At 63.0% G+C, this 26,502-nt stretch carries 23 protein-coding genes; 6 read left to right on the top strand and 17 right to left on the bottom strand.

Annotated features, from left to right (window positions below):
- Window positions 1–8: 8 nt before the first annotated feature.
- Both adk and ppc read right to left on the bottom strand, forming a co-directional pair.
- Entirely contained in the window at window positions 9–656 is a 648-nt protein-coding gene (gene adk, locus AD662_RS05250) for an adenylate kinase (protein WP_018603784.1), read from the bottom strand.
- Window positions 657–947: 291 nt separating this feature from the next.
- Window positions 948–3,578 carry a phosphoenolpyruvate carboxylase gene (gene ppc / locus AD662_RS05245; RefSeq protein ID WP_018603786.1) on the bottom strand — a complete coding sequence of 877 codons (2,631 nt, stop codon included), beginning with the start codon at window positions 3,576–3,578 and terminating at the stop codon, window positions 948–950.
- 180 nt (window positions 3,579–3,758) lie between these two features.
- Between ppc and AD662_RS05240 the strand changes: the two genes are divergently transcribed.
- The 3 genes from AD662_RS05240 (at window position 3,759) to lptF (ending at window position 5,641) form a co-directional block, all read left to right on the top strand.
- Window positions 3,759–4,103, top strand: coding sequence for a hypothetical protein (locus tag AD662_RS05240; RefSeq protein ID WP_003198166.1), 345 nt, complete (start codon window positions 3,759–3,761; stop codon window positions 4,101–4,103).
- A gap of 284 nt (window positions 4,104–4,387) precedes the next feature.
- On the top strand, window positions 4,388–4,801 hold the full coding sequence (locus AD662_RS05235) for a DUF4398 domain-containing protein (RefSeq protein ID WP_053185863.1): 414 nt from the start codon (window positions 4,388–4,390) through the stop codon (window positions 4,799–4,801).
- A gap of 51 nt (window positions 4,802–4,852) precedes the next feature.
- Window positions 4,853–5,641 carry a lipotoxin F family OmpA-related lipoprotein LptF gene (gene lptF / locus AD662_RS05230; protein WP_018603790.1) on the top strand — a complete coding sequence of 263 codons (789 nt, stop codon included), beginning with the start codon at window positions 4,853–4,855 and terminating at the stop codon, window positions 5,639–5,641.
- Window positions 5,642–5,833: 192 nt separating this feature from the next.
- On the opposite strand, the gene AD662_RS05225 is transcribed toward lptF, so the two are convergent.
- The 15 genes from AD662_RS05225 to AD662_RS05155 all read right to left on the bottom strand — a co-directional run bounded on the left by AD662_RS05225 (window position 5,834) and on the right by AD662_RS05155 (window position 22,498).
- Window positions 5,834–6,163 carry a PA3694 family proteiin gene (locus AD662_RS05225; protein ID WP_014336759.1) on the bottom strand — a complete coding sequence of 110 codons (330 nt, stop codon included), beginning with the start codon at window positions 6,161–6,163 and terminating at the stop codon, window positions 5,834–5,836.
- Window positions 6,160–7,065, bottom strand: a complete 906-nt coding sequence (locus AD662_RS05220; RefSeq protein WP_053178288.1) for an alpha/beta hydrolase — start codon at window positions 7,063–7,065, stop codon at window positions 6,160–6,162. Before AD662_RS05220 ends, AD662_RS05225 begins: the two co-directional genes overlap by 4 nt.
- Window positions 7,066–7,217: 152 nt before the next feature.
- A complete protein-coding gene (locus AD662_RS05215) occupies window positions 7,218–8,495 on the bottom strand; it encodes a flavohemoglobin expression-modulating QEGLA motif protein (protein ID WP_014336757.1) in 1,278 nt (425 codons plus the stop codon).
- 36 nt (window positions 8,496–8,531) lie between these two features.
- Window positions 8,532–9,086 carry a hypothetical protein gene (locus tag AD662_RS05210; protein ID WP_018611048.1) on the bottom strand — a complete coding sequence of 185 codons (555 nt, stop codon included), beginning with the start codon at window positions 9,084–9,086 and terminating at the stop codon, window positions 8,532–8,534.
- Window positions 9,087–9,246: 160 nt separating this feature from the next.
- Complete coding sequence (locus tag AD662_RS05205) at window positions 9,247–9,963, bottom strand: TetR/AcrR family transcriptional regulator (RefSeq protein WP_003198153.1); 717 nt, start codon at window positions 9,961–9,963, stop codon at window positions 9,247–9,249.
- Between the two features lie 101 nt (window positions 9,964–10,064).
- Entirely contained in the window at window positions 10,065–11,567 is a 1,503-nt protein-coding gene (gene lysS / locus AD662_RS05200) for a lysine--tRNA ligase (protein ID WP_003198151.1), read from the bottom strand.
- A gap of 109 nt (window positions 11,568–11,676) precedes the next feature.
- Window positions 11,677–12,772, bottom strand: a protein-coding gene (prfB, locus tag AD662_RS29180) for a peptide chain release factor 2 (protein WP_095963568.1) whose coding sequence is annotated in 2 segments (ribosomal slippage) — window positions 11,677–12,699 and window positions 12,701–12,772 — 1,095 coding nt in all. Because the reading frame shifts where the segments join, the coding sequence is not laid out codon by codon here.
- 286 nt (window positions 12,773–13,058) lie between these two features.
- Window positions 13,059–14,060, bottom strand: coding sequence for a response regulator (locus tag AD662_RS05190; protein ID WP_053185859.1), 1,002 nt, complete (start codon window positions 14,058–14,060; stop codon window positions 13,059–13,061).
- Window positions 14,061–14,105: 45 nt separating this feature from the next.
- Window positions 14,106–15,113 (bottom strand): chemotaxis response regulator protein-glutamate methylesterase, encoded by a 1,008-nt coding sequence (gene cheB, locus AD662_RS05185; protein ID WP_053185856.1) that lies wholly within the window; start codon window positions 15,111–15,113, stop codon window positions 14,106–14,108.
- Window positions 15,110–17,374, bottom strand: a complete 2,265-nt coding sequence (locus tag AD662_RS05180) for a hybrid sensor histidine kinase/response regulator (protein WP_053185853.1) — start codon at window positions 17,372–17,374, stop codon at window positions 15,110–15,112. The genes cheB and AD662_RS05180 overlap by 4 nt, the downstream gene beginning before the upstream one ends.
- Window positions 17,371–18,042: a chemotaxis protein CheW gene (locus AD662_RS05175; RefSeq protein WP_053185850.1), complete on the bottom strand. Its 672-nt coding sequence runs from the start codon at window positions 18,040–18,042 to the stop codon at window positions 17,371–17,373. Before AD662_RS05175 ends, AD662_RS05180 begins: the two co-directional genes overlap by 4 nt.
- Window positions 18,039–19,304, bottom strand: a complete 1,266-nt coding sequence (locus AD662_RS05170; protein ID WP_018611063.1) for a CheR family methyltransferase — start codon at window positions 19,302–19,304, stop codon at window positions 18,039–18,041. Before AD662_RS05170 ends, AD662_RS05175 begins: the two co-directional genes overlap by 4 nt.
- Window positions 19,301–19,837, bottom strand: coding sequence for a chemotaxis protein CheW (locus AD662_RS05165; RefSeq protein ID WP_018611065.1), 537 nt, complete (start codon window positions 19,835–19,837; stop codon window positions 19,301–19,303). Before AD662_RS05165 ends, AD662_RS05170 begins: the two co-directional genes overlap by 4 nt.
- Window positions 19,837–21,459, bottom strand: a complete 1,623-nt coding sequence (locus AD662_RS05160) for a methyl-accepting chemotaxis protein (RefSeq protein WP_018611067.1) — start codon at window positions 21,457–21,459, stop codon at window positions 19,837–19,839. The genes AD662_RS05165 and AD662_RS05160 overlap by 1 nt, the downstream gene beginning before the upstream one ends.
- Window positions 21,460–21,787: 328 nt before the next feature.
- A complete protein-coding gene (locus tag AD662_RS05155; RefSeq protein ID WP_018611069.1) occupies window positions 21,788–22,498 on the bottom strand; it encodes a tellurite resistance TerB family protein in 711 nt (236 codons plus the stop codon).
- A 182-nt stretch (window positions 22,499–22,680) separates the two neighbouring features.
- On the opposite strand from AD662_RS05155, the gene AD662_RS05150 reads away from it, so the two are divergent.
- From AD662_RS05150 to ydcS, 3 genes are all read left to right on the top strand, one after another.
- Window positions 22,681–23,595, top strand: coding sequence for a LysR family transcriptional regulator (locus AD662_RS05150; protein WP_053185847.1), 915 nt, complete (start codon window positions 22,681–22,683; stop codon window positions 23,593–23,595).
- A 203-nt stretch (window positions 23,596–23,798) separates the two neighbouring features.
- The gene (locus AD662_RS05145) at window positions 23,799–25,256 is read left to right on the top strand and encodes a gamma-aminobutyraldehyde dehydrogenase (protein WP_053185844.1); all 1,458 of its coding nucleotides are present in this window, start codon (window positions 23,799–23,801) and stop codon (window positions 25,254–25,256) included.
- 90 nt (window positions 25,257–25,346) lie between these two features.
- Entirely contained in the window at window positions 25,347–26,498 is a 1,152-nt protein-coding gene (ydcS, locus tag AD662_RS05140; protein ID WP_018611078.1) for a putative ABC transporter substrate-binding protein YdcS, read from the top strand.
- Window positions 26,499–26,502: the final 4 nt, after the last annotated feature.

The raw sequence follows: 26,502 nt of genomic DNA, 5'->3' as shown, positions 1-26,502 counted from the left end.
CAGACTTTTCAGCTCAGCGCTTCGAGCACCTTGCCGGTGATCGCATCGACCGAGCCAACGCCCGGGATGTGGCTGTACTTCGGCTTGCCCTGGGCTGCCGACAGATTCTGGTAGAACGCCACCAGCGGCTTGGTCTGGGAATGGTAGACCGACAGGCGATGACGCACGGTTTCTTCGGTGTCGTCCTTGCGCTGCACCAGCTCTTCGCCAGTCACGTCGTCCTTGCCGGCGACTTTTGGCGGGTTGTAGACGGTGTGATAGACACGGCCGGACGCTTCGTGAACGCGACGGCCGGCAATGCGCTGGACGATCTCTTCGTCGTCGACCGCGATTTCGACCACGTGATCGAGCTCGACACCGGCAGTCACCAGGGCTTCAGCCTGGGGAATGGTGCGCGGGAAGCCGTCGAACAGGAAGCCGTTGGCGCAATCGGCTTGAGCGATGCGATCCTTGACCAGGGCGATGATCAGGTCATCCGACACCAGGCCGCCGGCATCCATGATGCTCTTGGCTTGAACGCCCAGTGGCGTGCCCGCCTTGACCGCGGCACGCAGCATGTCGCCAGTGGAGATTTGCGGGATACCGAATTTTTCGGTGATGAACTTTGCCTGAGTACCTTTACCGGCCCCGGGAGCTCCCAGCAGAATGACGCGCATCGATGTGCTCCTCAATTTTTTTATGTAAAACGCTCGGATTCGCCTCGTGGGGCCAATCTTCGAAAAACAGGATCGTGACCGCCCAAACGGCCAAAGGCTGATCAAGATACACAGCAGGCCCGACCCACACAAGCCGCCGAAAGTCGGAGGAACCCGCGCCCGATACGACCTTCGCAGGGGGTGGCGAGAGTCGCAACCGGGCAACAAACTGTCGCCTGGCCAACCTGTCCCCTCCCCCGGCGGACAACGCCCGGGAACACCGGGCGAGCCGTTTCGGTGCGCTGCCTAACCTTAGCCGGTATTGCGCAAACCGGCGGCAATCCCCGCCACAGACACCAGCAACGCCTGTTCCACGGGGCTGCCCTGGGCCACATCCTGCTGCCGCGAGCGCGCCAACAGTTCGGCCTGCAACAGGTGCAGCGGGTCGAGGTACGTGTTGCGCAGGCGAATGAATTCCAGCGTGGCAGGGCTATGTGCCAGTAGCTGCGACTGACCGGTCAACCCAAGGACCACCCCACAAGCCTGCGACAATAGGTCGCGTAAATGCGCACCCAAAGGCAGCAGCCCAGGTTCCACCAAACGCTCGTCGTAGGAGCGGGCAATATCGGCGTCGGCCTTGGCCAGCACCATCTCCAGCATGTCGATGCGGGTCCGGAAGAACGGCCATTGCTCGCGCATCTGCCCCAGCAACTCACCTTCGCCGCGCTCCAGGGCCTTGCTCAGTGCGGTTTCCCAGCCGAGCCAGGCCGGCAGCATCAGGCGGGTCTGGGTCCAGCCGAAGATCCACGGGATCGCCCGCAGGCTTTCGATGCCACCGGCCCGACGCTTGGCCGGACGGCTGCCCAGGGGCAGGCGCCCCAGTTCCTGCTCGGGGGTGGACTGGCGGAAGTACTCGACAAATTGCGGGTTTTCCCGCACCACGGCGCGGTAGGCACGGACGCCATCGGCCGCCAGTTCGTCCATCAGGTCCCGCCACTGCGGCGTCGGCGGCGGCGGTGGCAACAGCGTCGCTTCAAGCACGGCGGCGAGATAAAGGTTGAGGTTCTGTTCGGCGATGTCCGGCAGGCCGAATTTGAAACGAATCATTTCGCCTTGCTCAGTGGTGCGGAAACGCCCGGCCACCGAACCCGGTGGCTGGGACAGGATCGCCGCGTGCGCCGGACCACCACCACGGCCCACGGTGCCGCCGCGACCATGGAACAACAGCAGTTCGACTTGCTGCTCGCGGCAGATGTCCACCAACCGCTCCTGGGCCCGATACTGTGCCCAGGCCGCCGCGGTGGTCCCGGCGTCCTTGGCCGAGTCGGAATAGCCGATCATCACTTCCTGTGGGCCTTGCAGCCGCGAGCGATAACCGGGCAGCAGCAACAGCCGCTCGATCACCGGCCCGGCGTTGTCCAGGTCGGCCAGGGTCTCGAACAGCGGCACCACGCGCATTGGCCGCAACACGCCAGCGTCCTTCAATAACAGCTGCACGGCGAGGACATCGGAAGCCGCACCGGCCATGGAGATCACGTAGGAACCCAGGGACGCCGCTGGCGCCGCAGCCACTTCCCGGCACGTCGCCAACACTTCCGCCGTATCGGCCGACGGTTTGAAATGGGCCGGCAGCAGCGGACGCCGGTTGCTCAGTTCCGCCAGCAAGAAGCTGATGCGCTGCTCCTCGTTCCAATCCTCATAGCGGCCCAGGCCCAGGTAGTCGGTTATTTCCGTCATGGCGGCGGTATGGCGCGTCGAGTCCTGGCGCACATCGAGGCGCACCAGGAACAGGCCGAAGGTCACCGCCCGGCGCAGGCAATCGAGCAGTGGCCCGTCGGCAATCACACCCATGCCGCATTCGTGCAACGAGTGGTAACACAGCTCCAGGGGGTCCAGCAGCTCGCGGTTGTGCTGTAACACGTCGGCGCCTGGCGGCGTGGCGGCGCTCAGGGAGGCGTGGGCCCAGTTGCGGGTGGCGCGCAGGCGTTCACGCAGTTGCTTGAGCACGGCGCGATAAGGTTCGGCGCTGTCGCCGGCCTGGGCGCGCAAGGCCTCGCTGGCGTGTTGCATCGACAGCTCGGCCGCCAGTTGATCGACATCACGCAGGTACAGGTCCGCCGCCATCCACCGCGCCAGCAACAGCACCTCGCGGGTCACGGCGGCGGTGACATTCGGGTTGCCGTCACGGTCGCCGCCCATCCACGAGGCAAAACGGATCGGCGCGGCCTCCAGCGGCAGGCGCAAGCCGGTCGCGGCATGCAGGGCCTGGTCGGCCTTGCGCAGGTAATTGGGGATGGCCTGCCACAACGAGTGCTCGATCACCGCGAAACCCCACTTGGCCTCGTCCACCGGGGTCGGTCGGGTGCGGCGGATTTCTTCGGTGTGCCAGGCTTCGGCGATCAACCGCTGCAGGCGCTCGTGAATCTGCGCGCGCTCGGCGCTGGTCAGGTCGCGGTGATCCTGGGCCGCCAGTTGCGCGGCGATGGCGTCGTATTTCTGGATCAGCGTACGGCGAGCCACTTCCGTGGGGTGGGCCGTGAGGACCAGTTCGATCTCCAGCCGCCCCAATTGCCGGGCCAGGGCTTCGGCGCCATGGCCCTCGGCGCGCAGCCGGGCGAGCAACTCGGGCAGCACCCGTGCCTCGAAGGGCGCCGGTTGCGACTCTTCGCGGCGGTGGATAAGTTGGTATTGCTCGGCGATGTTGGCCAGGTTGAGAAACTGGTTGAACGCCCGTGCCACCGGCAGCAGTTCGTCCTCGCTCAACTGGTTGAGGCTGGCGCTGAGTTCGGCGTCCACGGAACCGCGTCGGTCAGCCTTGGCGCCCTTGCGGATCTGCTCGATCTTGTCGAGAAACGTGTCCCCGTACTGTTCGCGGATGGTATTGCCCAGCAGTTCGCCGAGCAGGTGGACGTCCTCGCGCAAGCGGGCATCGATATCGGTCATCAGCATTTCTCCAGCAAAAAAGTCCGGACAGCTCTTGGATCAGAGAGTGCCGATGCCCGTCGCTTATGACAAGCGACGAAGGGACTTTAAACCTTGCACAACAAAGCTAGTCTCATGAGTAAGCCACACAACGGCTTGTCACTCACCGCGCCTGCCACGAGCAGACTGATTGAGGTCATCATGAAAATTCGTGAGCTTGCCCAGCATTGGGAAGAAAACGCCAAGGGCCGCCTGACCCAGACCGGCTACACGATCCATCTGGACGTGGAAGCCGCCGCCCGGCTGGCAGCGATCTGCGACATGTACCCCAAGCGCCAGCCCGAGGAACTGCTCGGCGAGCTGATCGGGGCGGCGCTGGAAGAGCTGGAAGCAAGCTTTCCCTACATCAAGGGCTCACAAGTCGTCGCCACCGATGAAGAAGGCGACCCGCTGTACGAAGACGTGGGCCCGACCCCGCGATTCCTCGCGTTGTCCCGCCGGCATCTGCACGAACTTTCCTCGCAGAACGACAAATCCAAACACTGACTTCTTTCATTCCTGGTTGCGACTTTCCGGCGCGGTGGCTTTTCCACCTGCGCCGCAATACCGCTGCGCGCCTTGAAAGTTCAGCTTTTCTGCCGCTGACCGATCAGTCAGTAATTCTTTTGGCGAATGGCCATCTTCGCTGAACTTTTGAAAAACGCCTCGGGTCACACCGAGTAACCATACTGGAACGGTTGTTTAAATAAACGCGCCTTGGCGCCAGCGCCAAACCAGACGTCACGGCTTCGGTCCCAGCATGGATTTGTCGTTTTTTCAGGAGTTTTCCAATGGAGTTGAAGCCTATGAATACCTGCACTGCCAAACCCTCATTCACTGGCCTGCGCGGCTTGAAGTTGGCTGCCCTGGCGATCGGTAGCAGCTTCATTCTCGCCGGTTGCGCCGGTAATCCACCTTCGGAGCAGTACGCGGTGACCCAATCGGCGGTCAACAGCGCCGTCAGCGCCGGCGGTACCGAATTCGCCGCCGTGGAAATGAAATCGGCCCAGGACAAGCTCAAGCAAGCCGAAATCGCCATGCATGACCAGAAGTACGACGAAGCCAAGCGACTGGCCGAACAGGCCGAGTGGGATGCCCGCGTCGCCGAGCGCAAGGCCCAGGCCGCCAAGGCCGAACAAACACTCAAGGACTCCCAGAAAGGGGTTCAGGAACTGCGTCAGGAAGGCATGAACAAGGTTCAGTAAGCCGTTCACGCCACGACGTACTTCTCATTGATAAAAGGACGACAGACTATGATGCACAAACACTTGATGATGCCCGCCCTGCTCGCTGCCTGCGTAGCCCTGGCCGCTTGCTCCCACGACCCGAACGCGAACCTGGAACAGGCGCGCACCAACTACAACGGCCTGCAGGCTGACCCGGCGGCGACCAAAGTGGCTGCCCTGGAAACCAAGGACGCGGCGGACTTCCTGGCCAAGGCCGACAAGGCCTACCTGGACAAGGAAGACGAAGCCAAGGTCGACCAGTTGGCCTACCTGACCAACCAGCGCGTTGAAGTGGCCAAGCAGACCATCGCCCTGCGCAACGCCGAAGCCGAACTGAAAAATGCCGGTGACGAACGTGCGCGTGCCTTGCTCGATGCGCGTAACGCGCAGATCAAGCAACTGCAGGACAGCCTCAACGCCAAGCAGACCGAACGCGGTACGCTGGTGACCTTCGGCGACGTGCTGTTCGCCACCAACAAGTCCGACCTGCGCGCCAGCGGCATGACGAATGTGAGCAAACTGGCGCAGTTCCTCCAGGAAAGCCCGGACCGCAAGGTGATCATCGAAGGCTATACCGACAGCACCGGTTCGGATTCCTACAACCAGTCGCTCTCCGAGCGCCGCGCCAGCTCCGTGCGCACTGCCCTGGTGAAAATGGGCGTGGACCCGGCCCGCATCGTGACCCAGGGGTACGGCAAGGAGTTCCCGGTGGCCGACAACACCAGCGTCTCGGGTCGTGCCATGAACCGTCGCGTGGAAGTGACCATCTCCAACGACAACCAGCCAGTGGCCCCGCGCTCGACCTTGAGCGCCAACTGATCGGCTGAGAGCAACAAAAAAGCCCCGCCTGACTTCAATCAGGCGGGGCTTTTTTATCGGCCAACACATCTCCCCTGTGGGAGCGGGCTTGCTCGCGAAAGCGTCCGGTCAGCTACACATACAGTGACTGACACACCGCCTTCGCGAGCAAGCCCGCTCCCACAAGGGAATGGTGGTGTCCTTGAGATTGGACTATGGCTGCAATTTCTGCGGCGTTTCCTGGCCCATGCAGCGCACCGCGCGTTTCTTCTCGTTGATCAGCACGCCGGTCAGGCCTTTCTGCTCGGTGTCGAACAGCACCAGCACGCCATCGATGCATTGGGCGACCTGGGGGGCCGGTTCCAGGGACACCTTGTAGTCCTCGCCTGGTACGGTCTTGAGCATGGTGAACTGGTTGAGCAGCAACGCGTCCTCGGGCTTGGCGAAGTGCAGGTAACCGTAGTACCAGAGCACCCCCACGGTGCCGAGGATGCTGCAGATACCGGTGATGATCAGGGGGATGGCGTTACGTTCTTCGCTCATTGCGGACTCTCTGGTGATTCAACGGGTGATTTCGGGTAGTTCGGGACCTCGCCCAGGCGGCGCAGGCCGTCGAAGTGCTGGGGGTCGTCGAGGTAGCGCAGCATCACGGTGCGCCAGGTTGGGTCGGCGAATGTCTGCACATGGCCGCCGCGTGTCAACTGCAAGACCCGCGGCGGCGGCGCAGCTTGATACAGACGGATGCCGTTGGAAAGGGGCACGATGGGATCGTCCAGGCTGTGGTAGATCAATTTCGGCACGCCATTCAATTGCGCCACGGAACTGATCGCGCTGTCACCGTCCGGCACCAGCCAGGACAACGGCACCTGGAACGGCCAGGTCAGCCACGAGGTACTCAGGGCAAAACGGCCAACGTCGCGATAACTGGCGGGCACGCCATCGAGCACCAGGGCCTTGAGCTGCCGTTGGCGCTGCGGGTGCTCGACCAGGTAATGCACCGCCAGCGCACCGCCCAGGCTCTGGCCGAGCAACACCAGCGGCTTGCCCTGCACCTCCGGCGCCTGGTCGAGCCATTGGAACGCCGCGTCGATGTCCTGATAGATCGCCGGCAGGCTCGGCTCGCCTTCGGACACGCCGTAACCCCGGTAGTCGACCATCAACACCTGGTAGCCCTGCTCCGGCAACCACCAGCTCCCGCCCAGGTGCCAGGCCAGGTTACCGCCGTTGCCGTGCAAATGCAGGACCGTGCCCTTGACCTCCACACCCGGTTTGACGGGTAGCCACCAGCCGTGGAGCTTGAGACCGTCGGCGGTGGTCAGGGTGACGTCGCGGTACTCGAGCTTGGCCCGCTCCGGGGTAAACGGCAGGCCGCGTTCGGGGTAGAACAGCAGTGAGCTGCAACCGCTCAGGGCCAGCAACAGGCAAATGATGCCGAGGGTTCGCATCCGGTGAAGCCTCGCAAAAATCAGGGTTGGAACACCGTCCCTGTGGGAGCGAGCCTGCTCGCGAAGGCGGCATTGCAGTCAACATTGATGTTGAATGTTCAATCGCTTTCGCGAGCAGGCTCGCTCCCACATTTTTCGGACAGTGTGGGTGTTCAGAGGATATTGGAATAATCCGCTTCGATCCGGTCCAGGCTCAGGTGGTTCAGGAAGTTGGAGAAACACATCCAGGCCGACAGGGCGTTCATGTCGCGGAACTGCTCGGGCAGGTACTTGGGTGGTACGACCAGGCCTTCGTCCACCAGTTGCCGCAACGTGCGCATGTCCTCGAGGGTGGTCTTGCCGCAGAACAGCAGCGGCACCTGTTCCAGCTTGCCCTTGCGCACGGCCAACTGAATGTAGTTGTAAACCATGATGAAGCCTTTGAGGTAGGACAAGTCTTTGGTGAATGGCAGACCCGTCGGCACCGACCCTCGGAAAACCCGACTGGCGTTGCCGTAGCTTTCGGCCATTTCAAAACCCTGCTCGCGGAAGAACTCGAAGACCTGCAGGAAATCGGCGCCCTCCTCCACCATGTGAATGGCCCGGGTGCGGTTGGTCAGTTTGCGCAGGCGACTCGGGTAGGAGGCGAAGGTGATGATTTCCATCAGGATCGCCAGGCCTTCCTGGGTCACGGTGGACGAGGGCGGGCCCTTGGACAGGAAGGTGCAGATCGGCTGGTTGAGGCCGTTGAGGGTGGTGCCGACGTGCACCAGCCCTTCGTGGACTTCCAGCGCTCGCACGTCGCGCTCGTTGAACATCGCATCGGTGCGGATCTTGATGTAGTCCGCACCCGCCGCTGCGTCGGCCACAATGCCATCGGACTCGAACACCCGGATGGTTTCCTCGGCTTCGCCAAACACCCGGTTGAGGCGGTGCTGCAGCAGGCTGACGGCTTCCTTGGCGCTGAGGACTTTCGGCTCGTCCTTGAGGTCGCCACGGCCATCGATGTTGTTCAGGTAATCGGAGAGCATCAGGCCCAGGTCGGCCAGGGTCGGGTCGCCGGCGTGGAAGGCATCGGAGGCGGCGCCATAGAGCTCCTGGGAGATCAGCCCGAAATCCTCGGTGCCACGCGCTTCGAGCATGCGCACCACCATGCGGTATTCCTTGCACATGCGGCGCATGATCTGGCCGACCGGGTTGAACTGCCCCAGTTGGCGGGTGATGTCACGCTCGATGTTCTGGAACTCCAGCTTCACCTTGCTGGAATCGAAGGACAGTGGCCGGTTGAGGTAATAGTCGCGATCCACCGCAGGCATTTCCTTGCCCTTGGCCTTGAGAAACCCCTTGCGGATGCTCTCGTCCCACTTCACCGCGTCGAGGATGCGAATCGGCGTTTGCGCCAGCACAATGCGATCGGACAAGGTGCGTATCGTCTGCTGGTAATCGTCCACCCGGAACTCCTGTGAAAAAACGTCCGCTTGTTGCTGTTATTGGGATTTGACCAGCCGCTGGTAGCGCACGGCCTCCGAGAACACGTCGGAATTGGCCGGGTCGTCGAGGTAACCGAAAACCTTGTTCATGTCGCTGTCCACCAGCACGCCGTCACCTTCCTCGCTCTGGTTCGGTTGGCCGCTGAGGATCTTCTGGCCGATGGCCTGGTTGATCTGCTCCAGGTCCAGGTTGTAAACCACCAGCTCCTGCTTGTCGGTCAACTCGAAACCGGCGATCAGATAATGGCCGCCAAACCGGGCCGGCACCTTGGCCGACACGTACCAGCGGCTGCCATGACGGGACACCGTCAGGGGAATGGCTTCGCGCTCATGGGGCCTGGCCCTGAAGTAGCTGATGGCCTGGTAGCGGTGCTTGCCGACCTGCGTCAGCTCCAGGTTCAACGGTTCACCCCAGGCATTGGTGCTGGTCCAGTCACCGAGCAGGCCCGCGGGCGCGGCTTCGCTGTCAGGCAACGGTGCCTTGAACGACACCAGGCAACCACTGAGCAGCAGCAACGACACGGCCAGTACAACGGCACGCCAGGCTTTCATTTGAACTCCCTATGGCACGGCACCTTGTCCTTACATGTGAGAGCAGGTGTGTGTGGGAGCAAAGCTTGCTCGCGATGAAAACACCTCGGCCTATCGAGGGACCGCGTTATCGTTCATCGCGAGCAAGCTTTGCTCCCACCTAGCCTACTCCCACAAGGGGTTACACCGACGCCAGTACCAGGTGCATGTAGCGGGTCAGGATGCCGAGCATATCTTCATCGGCTACCGGCTCGGCGCCATTGAGCAAGCCCTGATATTCCATCCGACCGATAATCGCCGTCAACACTTTGGCATCCTGTTGCGGCTCACGGGAGCCCAATACCTGGAAAAACTGACAGGTGCCGTGCAGCAAAATCTGCTGGTGGGAACGCACCAATACCGCCAGGCGCGGGTTGAGCAGCGCTTCCTGGCGAAAGGCCTGTTCGGCCATCAGGTACTCACGGCGACTGTCCAATTGGTGTTGCACGTAGTCGGCGGTCATCCGGGCAATGTCGTCCGCCAGTTGCGAGCGCGATTGGGCGCTGCCGTCCCCATAGGCGACCATTTCCCGCAGCAGGCCTTCGTTGTTGGTCCACAGCTTGGCCATGAACGCCGCGCTGCGTTCCACATACTGGGCGAAGGTATCGGTGAGCAAGTCATCGATGTCCTTGAAATAATACGTGGTGGCCGACAGCGGCACGCCGGCTTCGGCGGCCACGGCGCGGTGACGTACCGCGCGCACGCCATCACGCACCACAATGCGCATGGCCGCGTCGAGAATCTCCTGGCGACGCTGCTCGCTGCCCTGTCGGCTGGCCTTGCGGCCCTGGTACTGAACACTTTCAGCGACAGCCGTGGCGACGCCCGCTGCACCTTCTGAAGCCATTGCACGATTCACGACAGGTCTTCCTCGCTCTTTGAAAAAGTAACCAATTGATACGCTTGTACCAGACAGGCAATAAAAAGCCGCCCTTCCAGGCGGCTTTTTAGTTGAAGCACTTACGCTTGTGGCCGCATGTGCGGGAAGAGAATCACGTCCCGGATCGACGGTGAGTTGGTCAACAACATCACCAGGCGATCGATGCCGATACCTTCGCCAGCGGTCGGCGGCATGCCGTATTCCAGGGCACGCACGAAGTCGGCATCGTAGTGCATGGCTTCGTCGTCGCCGGCGTCCTTGTCAGCCACCTGGGCCATGAAACGCTCGGCCTGGTCTTCTGCATCGTTGAGCTCGGAATAGGCGTTGGCGATTTCACGGCCACCGATGAACAGCTCGAAACGGTCGGTCACGCTTGGGTTCTCGTCGTTGCGACGGGCCAGCGGCGACACTTCGAACGGGTACTGGGTGATGAAGTGCGGCTGTTCCAGCTTGTGCTCGACCAGCTCTTCGAAAATCATCACTTGCAGCTTGCCCAGGCCTTCGAAGCCGAGCACCTTGGCACCGGCCTTCTTGGCGATGGCGCGGGCCTTTTCGATGTCGTTCAGGTCATCGGCCGTCAGCTCAGGGTTGTACTTGAGGATCGAGTCGAACACCGACAGGCGCACGAACGGCTCGCCGAAGTGGAACACCTTGTCGCCGTACGGCACGTCGGTCGTCCCGAGAACCAGCTGCGCCAGCTCGCGGAACAGTTCCTCGGTCAGGTCCATGTTGTCTTCGTAGTCGGCGTAGGCCTGGTAGAACTCGAGCATGGTGAACTCGGGGTTGTGCCGGGTCGAAACGCCTTCGTTACGGAAGTTGCGGTTGATCTCGAAGACTTTTTCGAAGCCACCCACAACCAGACGCTTGAGGTAAAGCTCCGGCGCGATACGCAGGAACATTTCCATGTCCAGGGCGTTGTGGTGGGTTTCGAACGGCTTGGCCGCCGCACCGCCGGGGATGGTCTGCAACATCGGCGTCTCGACTTCCAGGAAGTCACGCTTCATCAGGAAGCTGCGGATGTGGGCGATGACTTGCGAGCGCACGCGGAACGTCTGGCGCACGTCTTCGTTGACGATCAGGTCGACGTAGCGCTGGCGATAGCGCTGCTCGGTGTCGGTCAGGCCGTGGTGCTTGTCCGGCAGCGGGCGCAGGGACTTGGTCAGCAGGCGCACGCTGGTCATCTCGACGTACAGGTCGCCCTTGCCGGAACGGGCCAGGGTGCCTTCGGCGGCAATGATGTCGCCCAGGTCCCAGGTCTTGACGGCGGCCAGGGTTTCTTCCGGCAGGGTCTTGCGGTTGACGTAGACCTGGAGGCGCCCGGTCATGTCCTGGATCACCATGAACGAACCACGATCGAGCACGATACGACCGGCCACCTTGACTGGAATAGCCGCCTCGGCCAGCTCTTCCTTGGTCTTGTCCGCATACTGCTTCTGCAAGACGTCGCAGTAGGCGTCGCGGCGGAAGTCGTTGGGGAAGGCCTGGCCCTTGGCGCGCTCGGCAGCAAGCTTTTCCTTGCGCAGGGCGATCAGGGAGTTTTCTTCCTGTTGCAGGGCTTGCGGGTCGAGTTCTAGGTCGCTCATGTCTTTAAGGATTCCATCACAGGTTCGTTGCCCCCGGCCCCGGGCCGGAGTTTGCGGGCGAGTCATGCTCCCTGATGGAAGCGTGCCTGCCCGCCGCATGGGTGTCGCGTTACAGCCCTTGTTTGAGGCTGGCGATCAGGTATTCATCGATATCGCCATCGAGCACCTTGTCGCAATCGCTGCGTTCGATGCTGGTCCGCAGATCCTTGATCCGCGAGGCATCGAGCACGTACGAACGGATCTGGTGACCCCAGCCGATGTCCGACTTGGTGTCTTCCAGCGCCTGGGACGCCGCGTTGCGCTTCTGCACTTCCTGCTCGTACAGGCGAGCCCGGAGCATCTTCATCGCGGTGTCTTTGTTGGCGTGCTGGGAACGCTCGTTCTGGCAACTGACCACGGTGTTGGTCGGTACGTGGGTAATCCGTACGGCCGAGTCGGTGGTGTTAACGTGCTGACCACCGGCCCCGGAGGAACGGTAGGTGTCGATGCGCAAGTCCGCCGGGTTGATCTCGATCTCGATGTTGTCATCGATTTCCGGCGAAACGAATACGGCCGAGAACGAGGTGTGGCGGCGGTTGCCGGAGTCGAACGGGCTCTTGCGCACCAGGCGGTGCACGCCGATCTCGGTCCGCAGCCAGCCAAAGGCGTATTCGCCCTTGATGTGCACCGTGGCGCCCTTGATCCCGGCGACTTCACCGGCCGACAGTTCCATGATGGTGGCGTCGAAACCGCGTTTGTCAGCCCAGCGCAGGTACATGCGCAGCAGGATGTTGGCCCAGTCCTGGGCCTCGGTGCCGCCGGAACCGGCCTGGATGTCCAGGTAGGCGTTGTTCATGTCCATCTCGCCGCTGAACATGCGACGGAATTCCAGCTTGGCGAGGTTCTCGTCCAGGCGTGTCAGCTCGGCGACGACATCGCCGACTGCACCTTCATCGTTCTCTTCGACAGCCATGTCCAGCAGGTCGCGGCAATCGGCCAGGCCGCTGGACAACTCGTCCAGGGTCTCGACGATCTGCGCCAGCGCAGAACGCTCGCGGCCCAGTTCCTGGGCGTACGAAGGGTTGTTCCAGACATTCGGATCTTCAAGCTCGCGATTGACTTCGGTCAGACGCTCATGCTTTTGATCGTAGTCAAAGATACCCCCGAATAGTTTCGGAGCGCTCGGACAGGTCCTTGATGGTGTTCAGGATCGGGTTGATTTCCATGGCGGGCAGCACTCGTTGGCGAACTTTTGAAAGCCGGCGAGTATAACGTAATCAAGCGCCAGCGGCAGCCCGCCTGGCGGCTTTAGGGGCAATGAGGTTCAGGGATTGATCTGCACAATCCCCCTGTGGCGAGGGGATTTATCCCCGCTGGGCTGCGCAGCAGCCCCAAATACAGTCAACTCAATTTGCCTGACACACCGAGTTGTCGGGCTTTAGGGCTGCTGCGCAGCCCAGCGGGGATAAATCCCCTCGCCACAAAAGCATTCAAGCCGACATTCAGGGTGGTTTATTCGAAACCCACCCGATTACGCCCATTGTGCTTGGCCAGGTACAACCCCTTGTCCGCCGCCGAGATCAGTTGCCGGCATTCGCCACCCTGCTGGGGGATGAAGGTCGAGACGCCGATGCTGACAGTCAGGCTTGCACCGTCGTCGGGGGTGGTGTGGGGGATTTTCAGGGCGGCGACGCCCTGGCGCAGTTTCTCGGCCATCAGCCGGGCGCCGCCCGGCGAGGTGCCGGGCAGGACCAGGGCGAACTCCTCGCCGCCGTAGCGGGCCGGCAAGTCGGACGGACGGCTGCACGCCTCGCGGATCGCCGTGGCGACCTTGCGCAGCGCTTCGTCGCCTTCCAAGTGGCCGAAGTTGTCGTTGTAGGACTTGAAGTAGTCCACGTCGATCATCAGCAGCGACAGTTGGCTCTGGTCGCGCATCGCCCTGCGCCATTCCAGCTCCAGGTATTCGTCGAAGTGCCGGCGATTGGACAGGCCGGTCAGGCCGTCGGAGTTCATCAAGCGTTGCAGCACCAGGTTGGTGTCGAGCAGTTGCTGCTGGCTGACCCGCAGCGCCCGATAGGCCGCGTCGCGTTGCAACAGCATCATGTAGGAACGCGAGTGATAGCGGATGCGCGCCACCAGTTCGATGTTGTCCGGCAACTTGACCAGGTAGTCGTTGGCCCCGGCGGCGAACGCCGCGCTCTTGATCAACGGGTCCTCCTTGGTGGACAGGACAATGATCGGGATATCGCGGGTGGCCGGATGGTTACGGTACTCGCGCACCAGGCTCAAGCCATCCAGGCCGGGCATCACCAGGTCCTGGAGAATCACCGTCGGCTTGATGCGAATCGCATGGGCGATGGCCTGGTGAGGATCGGAGCAGAAATGGAAGTCGATGTTGTCTTCGTTCGATAGCCCGCGCCGCACCGCTTCGCCGATCATCGCCTGGTCGTCGACGAGCAAGACCATGGCGGCGTTCTCATCGCGCTTGAATTCGTCGAGCTGCAGATCATTCATGGTGGCTTACCTGAGTACGCCCTGGCGCAAGGCTGGCGGGGTTCATCATGGGGTAAAAATCTCCAACAGCCGTGGCGCGATAGCGTCCAGGGCGAGAATATGGACGGCGGCGTCGATGGCGGCCGCCGCTTTGGGCATCCCGTACACCGCGCTGCTGCGCTGGTCCTGGGCGATGGTCACATAGCCCTGCTGGCGCATCAGTTTAAGCCCTTGCGCACCGTCGCGGCCCATGCCGGTGAGCAATACACCCACCGCGTCACCGCTCCAGTACTGGGCGACACTTTCAAAAAACACGTCGATGGAAGGCCGGTAGATCTCGTTCACCGGCTCGGCGGTGTAGGCCAGGGTGCCGTCCTTCAACAAGCGCAGATGATGATTGGTCCCGGCCAGCAACACCGTGCCGCTCTGTGGCGTCTCGCCCTGCCGGGCCAGGCGCACCGTGTGGCCCGAGACACTGCCCAGCCACTCCGCCATGCCGGCGGCGAACACTTCGTCCACATGCTGGACCAGCACGATGGCCGGGGTAAAGTCACGCGGCAGCGCCTTGAGCAGCACCTCCAGCGCCGCCGGCCCGCCCGCCGACGACCCGATGGCCACCAGGCTCTTGCGCGACACTGCCGCACGCTGCGCCGCTGGCGGTCGTTCACGCTTGTTGCGCTCACCGATCAACCAGCCGATGTTGGTGATCTTGCGCAGCAGCGGCGCTGCAGCGTCCGCCGGGTTACCGACCCCCAAGGCCGGGGTATCGACCACATCCAGCGCGCCATGGCCCATGGCCTCGAACACCCGGTGGACGTTCTGCTGGCTGTCCCCGGTGACAATCACAATAGCGCATGGGCTGTCGGCCATGATCCGCCGGGTGGCTTCCACGCCATCCATGATCGGCATGAACAAGTCCATGAGGATCAGGTCCGGGGTGTATTCGGCGCAGCGTTGCACCGCCTCGGCGCCGTTGGCGGCCACCCAGACCAGTTGATGCGCCGGCTCGAACGCCAGGGCACGACGCAGGGCCTCGACCGCCAGGGGCATGTCATTGACGATGGCGATCTTCAAGCGCGCGCCCCTCCGATCAATTCAACCACGGCGTCGAGCAGGGCGTCGTCGTGAAAACTCGCCTTGGCCAGATAATAGTCGGCCCCGGCGTCGAGACCACGACGGCGGTCTTCTTCACGGTCCTTGTAGGACACCACCATCACCGGCAGCGACTGCAAGCGGTTGTCGCGCCGCAACAGCGACACCAGCTCGATGCCGTCCATGCGTGGCATGTCGATGTCGGTGATCAGCAAGTCGAAATCCTCCGAGCGCAATGCATTCCAGCCATCCATGCCATCCACCGCCACCGCCACGTCGTAGCCGCGATTGAGCAACAATTTGCGTTGCAGCTCGCGCACGGTCAGGGAATCGTCCACCACCAGGATCCGCTTGCGCGGGGCCTGGGCCTGGTTCTGTCGGGCGATGCGTTCCAGGCGCCCGGTATCGAGCAATTTGTCCACCGAACGCAGCAGGTCTTCGACATCGACAATCAACACCACCGAGCCATCGTCGAGCAAGGCCCCGGCGGAAATGTCCTGGACCTTGCCCAAGCGTTCGTCCAGGGGCAAAACCACCAGGGTCCGCTCGCCGATGAAGCGCTCCACCGCCACGCCGTAGATCGTCTCGCGCTCGCGGATCACCACGACCTTGAGGGTCTGGCTACTGCCTTGCGTCGCCGGGCGATTGAGCAACTGGCTGGCGGCGACCAAGCCGATATGCCGGCCTTCGTGCCAGAAATGCTGGCGACCTTCGACCTGGACGATGTCTTCCGGCGCCAGGTCGCACATGCGTTCGATGTGGGCCAGGGGAAAGGCGTACGCTTCATCGCCGACTTCCACCACCAGGCTGCGCACCACCGACAGCGTCAGCGGTACCTCGAGGTGAAAGCGACTGCCCTCGCCCGCCGTCTGCTCCAGCACCACCGCACCGCGCAGTTGCCGGACCATGTGCTGGACGGCGTCCAGGCCGACGCCGCGCCCGGACACTTCGGTGACTTTGTCGCGCAGGCTGAAACCGGGCAGGAACAGGAAGGTCAGCAGCTCCTCTTCGCTCAGGCTGGCGGCGGTTTGCTCAGGGGAAAGGCCGCGCTCGACGATGCTGCGGCGCACCCGTTCCAGGTCCACCCCGGCGCCATCGTCCGCCAACTCCAACACCAACAGGCCAGCCTGATGGGAAGCCCGCAGGCGGATCAGGCCTTCGGCGGGCTTGCCGGCCAGCATTCGTTGCTCCGGGGTTTCGATGCCATGGTCCACGGCGTTGCGCAGCAAATGGGTCAGCGGCGCTTCGAGCTTTTCCAGCACATCGCGGTCGACCTGGGTTTTCTCGCCCTCAATCTCCAGGCGCACCTGTTTGCCCAGGCTGCGGCCCAGGTCACGGACCATGCGTGTCTGCCCCGAAAGCACATCGGCGAACGGGCGCATGCGACAGGCCAGCGCCGTGTCGTACAGCACCTGCGCCCGTTGACTGGCCTGCCAGGCGAACTCATCCAGCTCGGCGGTTTTCTGCGCCAGCCATTGCTGGGTTTCGGCGAGCAAACGGCGGGCATCGCCAAGGGCTTCCTGGGCTTGCAGGCTCAGGGCATGGTCCTTGAGGTGTACGTTCAGCTCTTCAAGGGCGCGCAGGCCGCTGCTTTGCTGGCGCTTGAGGCGTTGCATCGTCGCCAGCCAGGGCTTGAGGCGCTGGGTCTCCACCAGGGATTTGCTCGACAGATCAAGCAAACTGTTGAGGCGTTCGGCCGTGACCCGCAAGACCCGCTCGCCGCCTTCGGTGACCCGTTTGCGCTTGGGGGCAGGCTCCGTTGCCGGGGGCAGTTCCACTTCCGGCAGCTCGACGCGTAGCGGCTCGACCGGTGTCTCGACGGTTGGTAAGACCATTGCCGGGGCCTGTGGCGCGTTGGGATCAAGCAGACGCCCCATCAACCCCACATAGGCGTCGATGTCCGCGGCGCCGACGCTGTTGCCCGGGGTGGCGATGCGCGTCAGCAGGTCGGTGCCTTGCAGCAAGGCGTCGATGTGCTCGGCGCCCAACACCAGGCGCCGCTCCTGGGCGCTGACCAGGCAATCCTCCATCACATGGGCCACGCTGACCCCGGCGTCCACCCCGACAATGCGCGCCGCGCCCTTGAGGGAGTGCGCCGCGCGCATGCACGACTCGAGGTACTCGGCCTGGGTCGGGTCGCGCTCCAGGGCCAGCAGGCCGGTGCTCAGCACCTGGGTCTGGGCTTCGGCTTCCAGGCTGAACAGTTCCAGCAACGAGGCGTCACGCATCTGATCTGGGGTCATGACAGGCTCCGGGCCACGGCGGACAGCAGCTGTTCTTCATCCAGCCAGCGCAGGCTGCGGCCCTTGAAGGGCAGCACGCCACGGGTGTACTTGCCCGTCGATTGCGAAGCGCTCGCCAGGATGCGCTCATCGATGGCATGGATGCCGTCCACCTCATCCACCGGCACCACCACCGGCCCGCCCTTGGCCGCGACAATCAACATGCGCGGCATCACCCGTGCGCCGGCAGCCACCGCCGCGCCGGGCTCCAGGTCCAACAGCTCGACCAGCGACAGGCAGGCCACCAGCGCCCCGCGTACATTCGCCACGCCCAACAAGGCCCGCGAGCGCTGGTGGGGCAAGGAATGGATCGGCTGCAACGGCGCCACTTCCACCAGGCTGCGCGTGGTCAGGCCCAGCCATTCCTCGCCGAGGCGGAACATCAGCAGCGAACGCGTGACCACATCGGTGTCCACCGGGGCCAGGGACACCTCCCGCTGATCCTGCGGCAAGGCATAACGGTCGAGCAGCCGGGTGGCGGCCGCCGAATACACCGAGCAATTGCGGCAGTGGATATGCTCGACCAACAGCGGACAGGATTTGTCGCCATGCACGCCGATGCGATTCCAGCAGTCGTCGATTGCCTGGGCATCGTCATGGGTGACGGTGTAAGAAGCCGAACCGCTCATCGTTTGTGCTCACTGTCTGCCGCGCGCCCGCTACGGGCGGCGCGTTCCTGCAATCGACGGGCTCCGGCCGCGTCTCCCTGGGAAGCCAGCAGCGCCGCCAGATGCACCAGGGCCTCGGCGTGTTGCGGTTCAAGATAAAGCGCCTTGCGATAAAAACCCTGGGCTTCAAGGGCGCTGCCAGCCATGTCGCTGAGCAGGCCCAACCAATAGAACACCTGGGCGTTTGGCGCGTGGCTGCGCAAGTAGGCTTCGCAAGCCACGCGGGCCTCGGCGCTTTTGCCACCGTTGGCCAGGGCGGCGATATTGGCCAGCAAGGTCGCGGCATCGCTGCTTTTGGGCTCGACAATCGGCGTCACGCTCGCCGCAAACGGCCGCGGCCGAATCACCGGAGGGACAACGCGGGGCGGTGGCTGACGAACCGGCAGCGGGGTCGGCATCAAGGCCGGCAACGGTTGCGGCTCGGGGGCCCCCTGGCGGCTGAAGGCGAACGATTGGGCGATCCCGATCGAGCGCATGCCCAGTCGGCCCAGCAAGCTGCCCTCGGCGGGGCCGATGAACAGCACGCCGTCCTGATGGGTCAGACGCTTGAGCACCTCGAACACCTGCTGTTGGGTCGGCTGGTCGAAATAGATCAACAGGTTGCGACAGAACACAAAATCGTAAGGTGCCTCGTTCACCAGCAAAGCCGGATCCAGCAGGTTGCCTACTTGCAAACGCACCTGTTCACGCACCCGCTCGCTGAGGCGATAACCCTCGTCTTCGGCGTCGAAGTACCACTCGCGAAAACCCAGTTCCGCGCCACGGAAGGAATTCCTGCCGTAGCGCGCTTCCTTGGCCCGCGCCACCGACAGCGGGCTGACGTCCAGGCCGTCTACCTTGAACTGATGCGGTCCCAGGCCTGCGTCGAGCAAGGCCATGGCAATCGAATAAGGTTCTTCGCCAGTGGAACACGGCAGGCTGAGGATGCGCAGCGCGCGCAGGTGCTTGATCTCGGCCAGGCGCTTGACGGCCAGCCTGGCGAGGGTCGCGAAGGATTCCGGGTAGCGGAAGAACCAGGTCTCCGGGACGATCACCGCTTCGATCAGCGCCTGCTGCTCCTGGGCCGAATGCTGCAGGGCCTGCCAATATTCATCGGCGGTTCGCCCGGGCACGGCAATGATGCGCTGGCGCACGGCCCGCTCAATGATCGCGGTGCCGACGGAGGTCACATCCAGGCCGATGCGCTCCTTGAGGAAATCGAAAAAACGCTGGTCGTTGTTCATGGCGTGGCCTCGAGGTCATCGAGGTTCAGCGGCGGCGCAGGAAACAGCAGCGCCCGAACGGATTCATCGAGCAGGTCATTGACCCGCACCCATTGCAGCAACCCCAGGGCATCTTCACGGACAGGGCCGAGGTACGGCGCCTGCCGGTTGTCCAGGCCATAGGGTTTGAAATCGGCCGGGGCGCAGCGCACGGTGTCGGTCGCCTGTTCCAGGATCAACCCCAGCACTTGTCCCATTTGTTGTGCGTCGCCCTGATAGCGCACCAGCACCAATCGCGTACTGGTCCGGGCCTCGGCGCTCTGGCCGAAGGTCAGGGCGCACAGGTCGATCACCGGCACCACCGTGCCGCGCCAGGCAAACACCCCCGCCACCCAGGACGGCGCCCGGGCAATCGGCTTGAGAGGCAGGCGCGGCAGCACTTCCACCACATCGATGGCCTGCAGGGCGTAACGTTCGTTGCCGATGCAGAACACCAGGAACAACGACTGGCGGGCCGTCGGTGCGGCGCCACGGCGGGTCTCTAGTTCGCCCATCAGACTTTGAAACGCGAGACGCCGCTGCGCAGCCCTACGGCGACCTGGCTCAGCTCGTCGATGGCGGAACTGGCCTGGCGCAGGGAATCCACGGTCTGGCTGCTGGCATCGCCCAACTGCACCAAGGCGTGGTTGATCTGCTCGGCACCGGTGGCCTGGGCCTGCATGCCTTCGTTGACCATCAACACGCGCGGCGCCAGGGCCTGAACCTGATGGATGATCTGCGACAGTTGCTCACCCACCTGCTGCACTTCGGCCATGCCCCGACGCACTTCTTCGGAGAACTTGTCCATGCCCATCACACCGGCCGATACCGCGGACTGGATCTCGCGCACCATCTGCTCGATGTCATAGGTCGCCACGGCGGTCTGGTCGGCCAGGCGCCGTACTTCCGTGGCAACCACGGCGAAACCGCGCCCGTACTCACCGGCCTTCTCAGCCTCGATGGCGGCGTTGAGGGACAACAGGTTGGTCTGGTCGGCCACTTTGACGATGGTCACCACCACCTGGTTGATGTTGCCGGCCTTCTCGTTGAGGATCGCCAGCTTGGCGTTCACCAGGTCGGCGGCGCCCATCACCGAATGCATGGTTTCCTCCATGCGCGCCAGGCCTTGCTGGCCGGAGCCGGCGGCCACCGAAGCCTGGTCGGCGGCGGTGGACACTTCGGTCATGGTGCGCACCAGGTCCCGGGAAGTGGCGGCGATTTCCCGGGAGGTCGCGCCGATCTCGGTGGTGGTGGCGGCGGTTTCGGTGGCCGTGGCCTGCTGCTGGCGCGAGGTGGCGGCGATCTCGGTGACCGAGGTGGTGACCTGCACGGAGGAGCGCTGGGCCTGGGACACCAGCGAGGTCAGTTCGGCCATCATGTCGTTGAAGCCGGTTTCCACCGCACCGAATTCGTCCTTGCGCGCCAGGTTCAGGCGTCCGCTCAGGTCGCCGCTGCGCATGATCTCGAGAATCTCGACGATACGGTTCATCGGCCCCATGATCGCCCGCATCAACAACAACCCGCACAGCACGGCGATGATCAGCGCGACCAGGAACGACAGGCCCATGGCGATCTTGGCCGCGGTGACCGCATCGCCGATGGTCAGGGTGGCGTTTTCCGCCAGCTCACGATTGCGCTCGATGATCTGGTTCAAATGCCCGCGGCCGCCGATCCATTCTGGCGTCAGCTCTTTGTCCAAGGCCTGCCGCGCACCTTCGTAGTCCTTGCGCTGGTACAAGTCCAGGACCTTTGCCATGGCCTGGTTGAACGCCAGGTGATTGGCCTCGAACTCGTCGAAAGAGGCCTGGTCGGCGGGGTTCTGGATCAGTTTTTGATAGTTCTGTATTTCTTCGCGCAGGTGCTGCTCGAAGCCCTGGTAGCGGGCCTTGTCCTGGGCGGTGATTTCCCGGTTGCCCGAAAGGCCGACGATTTGTTGGGTCAAGACGTAGCTGTCGACCCAGCCGCCGCGAATCATGGAACTGAAATATACCCCCGGCACCGCATCGGTCCGGACCTTTTCTCCGCTGTCCTGGATCTTCAACAACCGTGAATACGAGACAACCACCATCAACAGCATGATGGCGATGATCACCGCAAAACTCGCCAGGATGCGTTGGCGCAATGTCCAATTCTTCACAGTAAAACCTCGGGCACTTGAAATGTTGGGCAGTATAGCCGAGGGCGGCGCCGGGCCAGTATGGCGGTGTGAGGGGATTTGACCTGTGGGAGCGAGCCTGCTCGCGATAGCGGTGCATCAGTCAAAAACACTGTGACTGACCGGGCCCCATCGCGAGCAGGCTCGCTCCCACAGGGAAATGGGTTGGACCCAAGACCGCCAAACACCACAAAACCACTGTGGGAGCGGGCTTGCTCGCGAAAACGGTGCATCAGTCGACATTTCCATTAACTGACACACCGCCTTCGCGAGCAAGCCCGCTCCCACAGGGGAATGAGTTGGGACTGATCTATACAGTCGCCTGGCGTACCTGTTTTTCCAGTTCCACCTTCAACCCTGGCTCCAGTTTGAGTTGGCGCGCCAGTTCGTCGAGGTAGGACTTCTCCATGAAGTTTTCCTCGTCCACCAGCATCACGCTGGCGATGTACATTTCCGCCGCCATTTCCGGGGTGCTGGCGGCGCGGGCGACGTCGGTGGGGTCCAGGGGCTTGTTGAGTTCGGCGTGCAGCCAGTGTTGCAGTTCCTGGTCGTTGTCGAGCTTGGTGAACTCGCCTTCGATCAACTGCCGCTCGCGCTCGTCCACATGGCCATCGGCCTTGGCCGCTGCCACCAGCGCCTTGAGGATCGCCTGGCTATGCTGCTCGACCTGCGCCGCAGGCACGCGGTCGAGGGTCTGCGGTTCGGTTTTCGGTGCGTTGCCCTGTTGGGCCTGCCAGTTGCCATAGGCTTTGTAGGCGATCACGCCCAAGGCAGCCAGGCCACCATAGGCCAGGGCCTTGCCGCCGAAGCTGCGGGCTTTCTTGTTGCCCAGCAACAGGCCCATGGCCCCGGCGGCCAGTGCCCCGCCGCCCGCGCCGGAAAGCATCCCGCCCAAGTTGCCGGAGCCACCGAGCAACCCGCCCAGACCGCCGGACGACTTGCCTTGGGAACCGCCAGCCTTGTTCTGCAACATTTCCTGGCCGGATTTGAGAAGCTGATCGAGCAATCCACGGGTGTTCATTTGTCGTCTCCACATTTCGGGTCAACGTAAGGCCCCCAGCCTAGATCGAAAGTGCCCCGGCGCCTCCGGCGAGATTGCTTCCAGATGTTGCCTGGCTCATTCAAAGACGCGCTCACCTACCCTTCTAAAAAAACGATATACACTCCAGCACATCGATAAAATCGCCCACTGGGTATTCGACCATGATGACCCTGCGTCAGATCCGTCATTTCATCGCCGTGGCTGAAACCGGCTCCATCTCCGCCGCTGCGCAAACGGCATTCATTTCCCAGTCCACCCTGACCCTGGCCATCCAGCAGTTGGAACAGGAAATCGGCGTCAGCCTGTTCAACCGCCACGCCAAAGGCATGACCCTGACCCACCAGGGCCATCAATTCCTGCGCCAGGCCCATCTGATCCTGGCCACCGTCGACAACGCCAAGCGCAGCCTGCAACAAAGCACCGACCAGGTCGCCGGCCAAGTCACCATTGGCGTCACCAGCCTGGTTGCCGGTTATTACCTGGCGGACCTGCTGACCCGCTTCCAGCGCGCCTATCCCAACGTGGATATCCGCGTGATGGAGGACGAACGGCCGTACATCGAGCATCTGCTGGTCAGCGGCGAAATCGATGTCGGGGTGCTGATCCTGTCCAACCTGGAAGACCGCCACGCCCTGCAGACCGAAGTCCTGACGCATTCACCCCACCGCTTGTGGTTGCCGGCGCAGCATCCGTTGCTGGAGCACGACAGCATCCACCTGGCCGATGTGGCCCGCGAGCCGCTGATCCAGCTGAACGTCGATGAAATGGACCGCAACGCCCAGCGCCTGTGGCGCGGTGCCGGCCTGCAACCGAAGATCACCCTGCGTACGGCCTCGACCGAAGCGGTGCGCAGCCTGGTGGCAGCGGGGCTGGGCGTATCGATCCAACCGGACATGACCTACCGCCCCTGGTCGCTGGAAGGCGACATCATCGAAGCGCGACCGATTGCCGACCTCAACCAGACCCTCGACGTCGGCCTGGCCTGGCGCCGAGGCACCGCGCGACCGGCGTCGGTCGACCCGTTCCTGGCCGTCGCCCGGGAACAGCCCCATGGCGGGCGAAAGCCATCTATTTAATCGAACGCAGCCTTGAGTATTTCGAATTTGTTGCCCTCGGATCTGAGCACTAATCTGACTACGCTACCCGTTCCTGTGGGAGCCGAGCTTGCTCGCGATAGCGGTGGGTCAGGCAACATTGATTCAACTGACAGACCGCTATCGCGAGCAAGCTCGCTCCCACAGGCTCTGTGTTTCAACCGATATAAAAAGAGAAATCGGACATGGCTGGCACGCAAACCCCGTTGTGCACCGCGTTGCTGATCAACGGGGAACTCGTTCCCGGTGAAGGCATTGTCGAGCCGATCCTCAACCCGGCCACCGGCGAAGTGGTGGCTCACATCGCCGAGGCCAGTACCGAGCAGGTCGAAGCCGCGATCCTCGCCGCCCATCAGGCCTTCGACGGCTGGTCGCGCACCACGCCGCAACAACGCTCGAACCTGCTGCTGGACATCGCCAGCGCCATCGAAAAGAACGCCGATGAGCTGGCCCGCCTCGAATCCCTGAACTGCGGCAAGCCGCTGCACCTGGCGCGCCAGGACGACCTCAGTGCGACGGTAGATGTATTCCGTTTCTTCGCCGGCGCCGTGCGCTGCCAGACCGGCCAGCTCAGTGGCGAATACCTGCCCGGCTACACCAGCATGGTGCGTCGCGACCCGATTGGCGTGGTGGCGTCCATTGCACCGTGGAATTACCCGATCATGATGGCCGCGTGGAAAATCGCCCCGGCCCTGGCCGCCGGCAATACGTTGGTGTTCAAGCCATCGGAGCACACGCCGCTGTCGATCCTCGCCCTGGCGCCGACACTGGCCCAGATCCTGCCACGAGGCGTCATCAACATCCTCTGCGGGGGCGGCGAAGGTGTCGGCAGCCATCTGGTCAGCCATCCCAAGGTGCGCATGGTCTCGCTGACCGGCGATATCGTCACCGGGCAGAAGATCCTCCAGGCAGCAGCGAAAACCCTCAAGCGCACGCACCTGGAGCTGGGCGGCAAGGCGCCAGTGATCGTGTGCAACGATGCCGACATCCAGGCCGTGGTCGAAGGCGTGCGCACCTACGGTTATTACAACGCTGGGCAGGATTGCACGGCGGCGTGTCGGATCTACGCCCAAGGCGCAATTCACGACCGTCTGGTGGCCGAACTCGGCGCTGCGGTCAGCAGCCTGCGCTTTGCCGGCAAGCGCGACGCCGACAATGAGATCGGCCCGCTGATCAGCACCCGCCAGCGCGACCGCGTGGCCAGTTTTGTCGAACGCGCCCTCGGCCAACCACACATCGAACGCATTACCGGCGCGGCGGTGCATTCCGGCGCCGGTTTCTACTACCAGCCCACACTGCTGGCCGGCTGCAAGCAAAGCGATGAAATCGTCCAGCGCGAAGTATTCGGCCCGGTGGTCACCGTGACCCGCTTCGACGAACTCAGCCAGGCGGTGGACTGGGCCAACGACTCCGAATACGGCCTGGCGTCCTCGGTATGGACCCAGAACCTCGACAAGGCCATGCAGGTGGCGGCGCGCCTGCAATACGGCTGCACCTGGATCAACAGCCATTTCATGCTGGTCAGCGAAATGCCCCACGGCGGCCTGAAACGTTCGGGCTACGGCAAAGACCTGTCCAGCGATTCGCTCCAGGACTACAGCGTGGTGCGCCACATCATGGCCCGCCACGGCCAGCATCTGTAGATAACAGCACTACTCTAATAACAGGCCATCCATGGCGCTTCACCCTGTTCGAACACTGCCCCGACCATAATTAAAGCAAGAGGGATTTCCATGTACGCGCACAAGACCGTATTGCTCAGCGCAATCACCACGGCGCTGCTGACCAGCGTCAGCCTCCAGGCCGCCGAACCACTCAAGGCCGTTGGCGCCGGCGAAGGCCAACTGGATATCGTCGCCTGGCCGGGTTACATCGAACGCGGCGAAAGCGACAAGGCCTACGATTGGGTCACCGGTTTCGAGAAGGAAACCGGTTGCAAGGTCAATGTAAAAACCGCCGCCACCTCTGACGAAATGGTCAGCCTGATGACCAAGGGTGGCTACGACCTGGTCACCGCCTCGGGCGACGCCTCGTTGCGGCTGATTGCCGGCAAGCGTGTGCAGCCGATCAACACCGCACTGATCAGCAACTGGAAAAACCTCGACCCGCGCCTCAAGGATGCGCCGTGGTACGTGGTCAACCAGCAGACCTACGGCACCCCGTACCAGTGGGGCCCGAACGTGCTGATGTACAACACCGAGGTGTTCAAGCAGGCGCCCACCAGTTGGAGCGTGCTGTTCAGCGCCCAGGACTTGCCCGACGGCAAGCCGAACAAGGGGCGCGTGCAAGCCTACGATGGCCCGATCTACATCGCCGACGCGGCGCTGTACCTCAAGACCGCCAAGCCTGAGCTGGGCATCAAGGACCCGTACCAACTCGACGAAACCCAGTACAAGGCCGTGCTGGAAGTGCTACGGGCCCAGCAGCCGTTGATCCACCGCTACTGGCACGACACCACCGTGCAGATGAGCGACTTCAAGAACGAAGGCGTGGTGGCGTCCGGCGCCTGGCCGTATCAGGTCAACGGCTTGATGAACGAAAAACAACCGATCGCCTCGACCATTCCGAAAGAAGGCGCCACCGGCTGGGCCGACACCACGATGTTGCACGCCGAGGCCAAGCACCCCAACTGCGCGTACAAATGGATGGACTGGTCGCTGCAACCGAAAGTCCAGGGTGACGTCGCCGCGTGGTTCGGCTCGTTGCCAGCGGTGCCGGCGGCGTGCAAGGGCAGCGAGCTGCTGGGCGCCGAGGGCTGCAAGACCAACGGTTTCGATCAGTTCGACAAGATCGCCTTCTGGAAAACCCCACAGGCCGAGGGCGGCAAGTTCGTGCCGTACAGCCGCTGGACCCAGGACTACATTGCGATCATGGGTGGGCGTTAAACCC

The organism is Pseudomonas kilonensis (assembly GCF_001269885.1).
GTDB lineage: Bacteria > Pseudomonadota > Gammaproteobacteria > Pseudomonadales > Pseudomonadaceae > Aquipseudomonas > Aquipseudomonas kilonensis.
The sequence above is the reverse complement of the archived record's forward strand: the minus strand, read 5'-3'. Positions and strand labels throughout refer to the sequence as shown.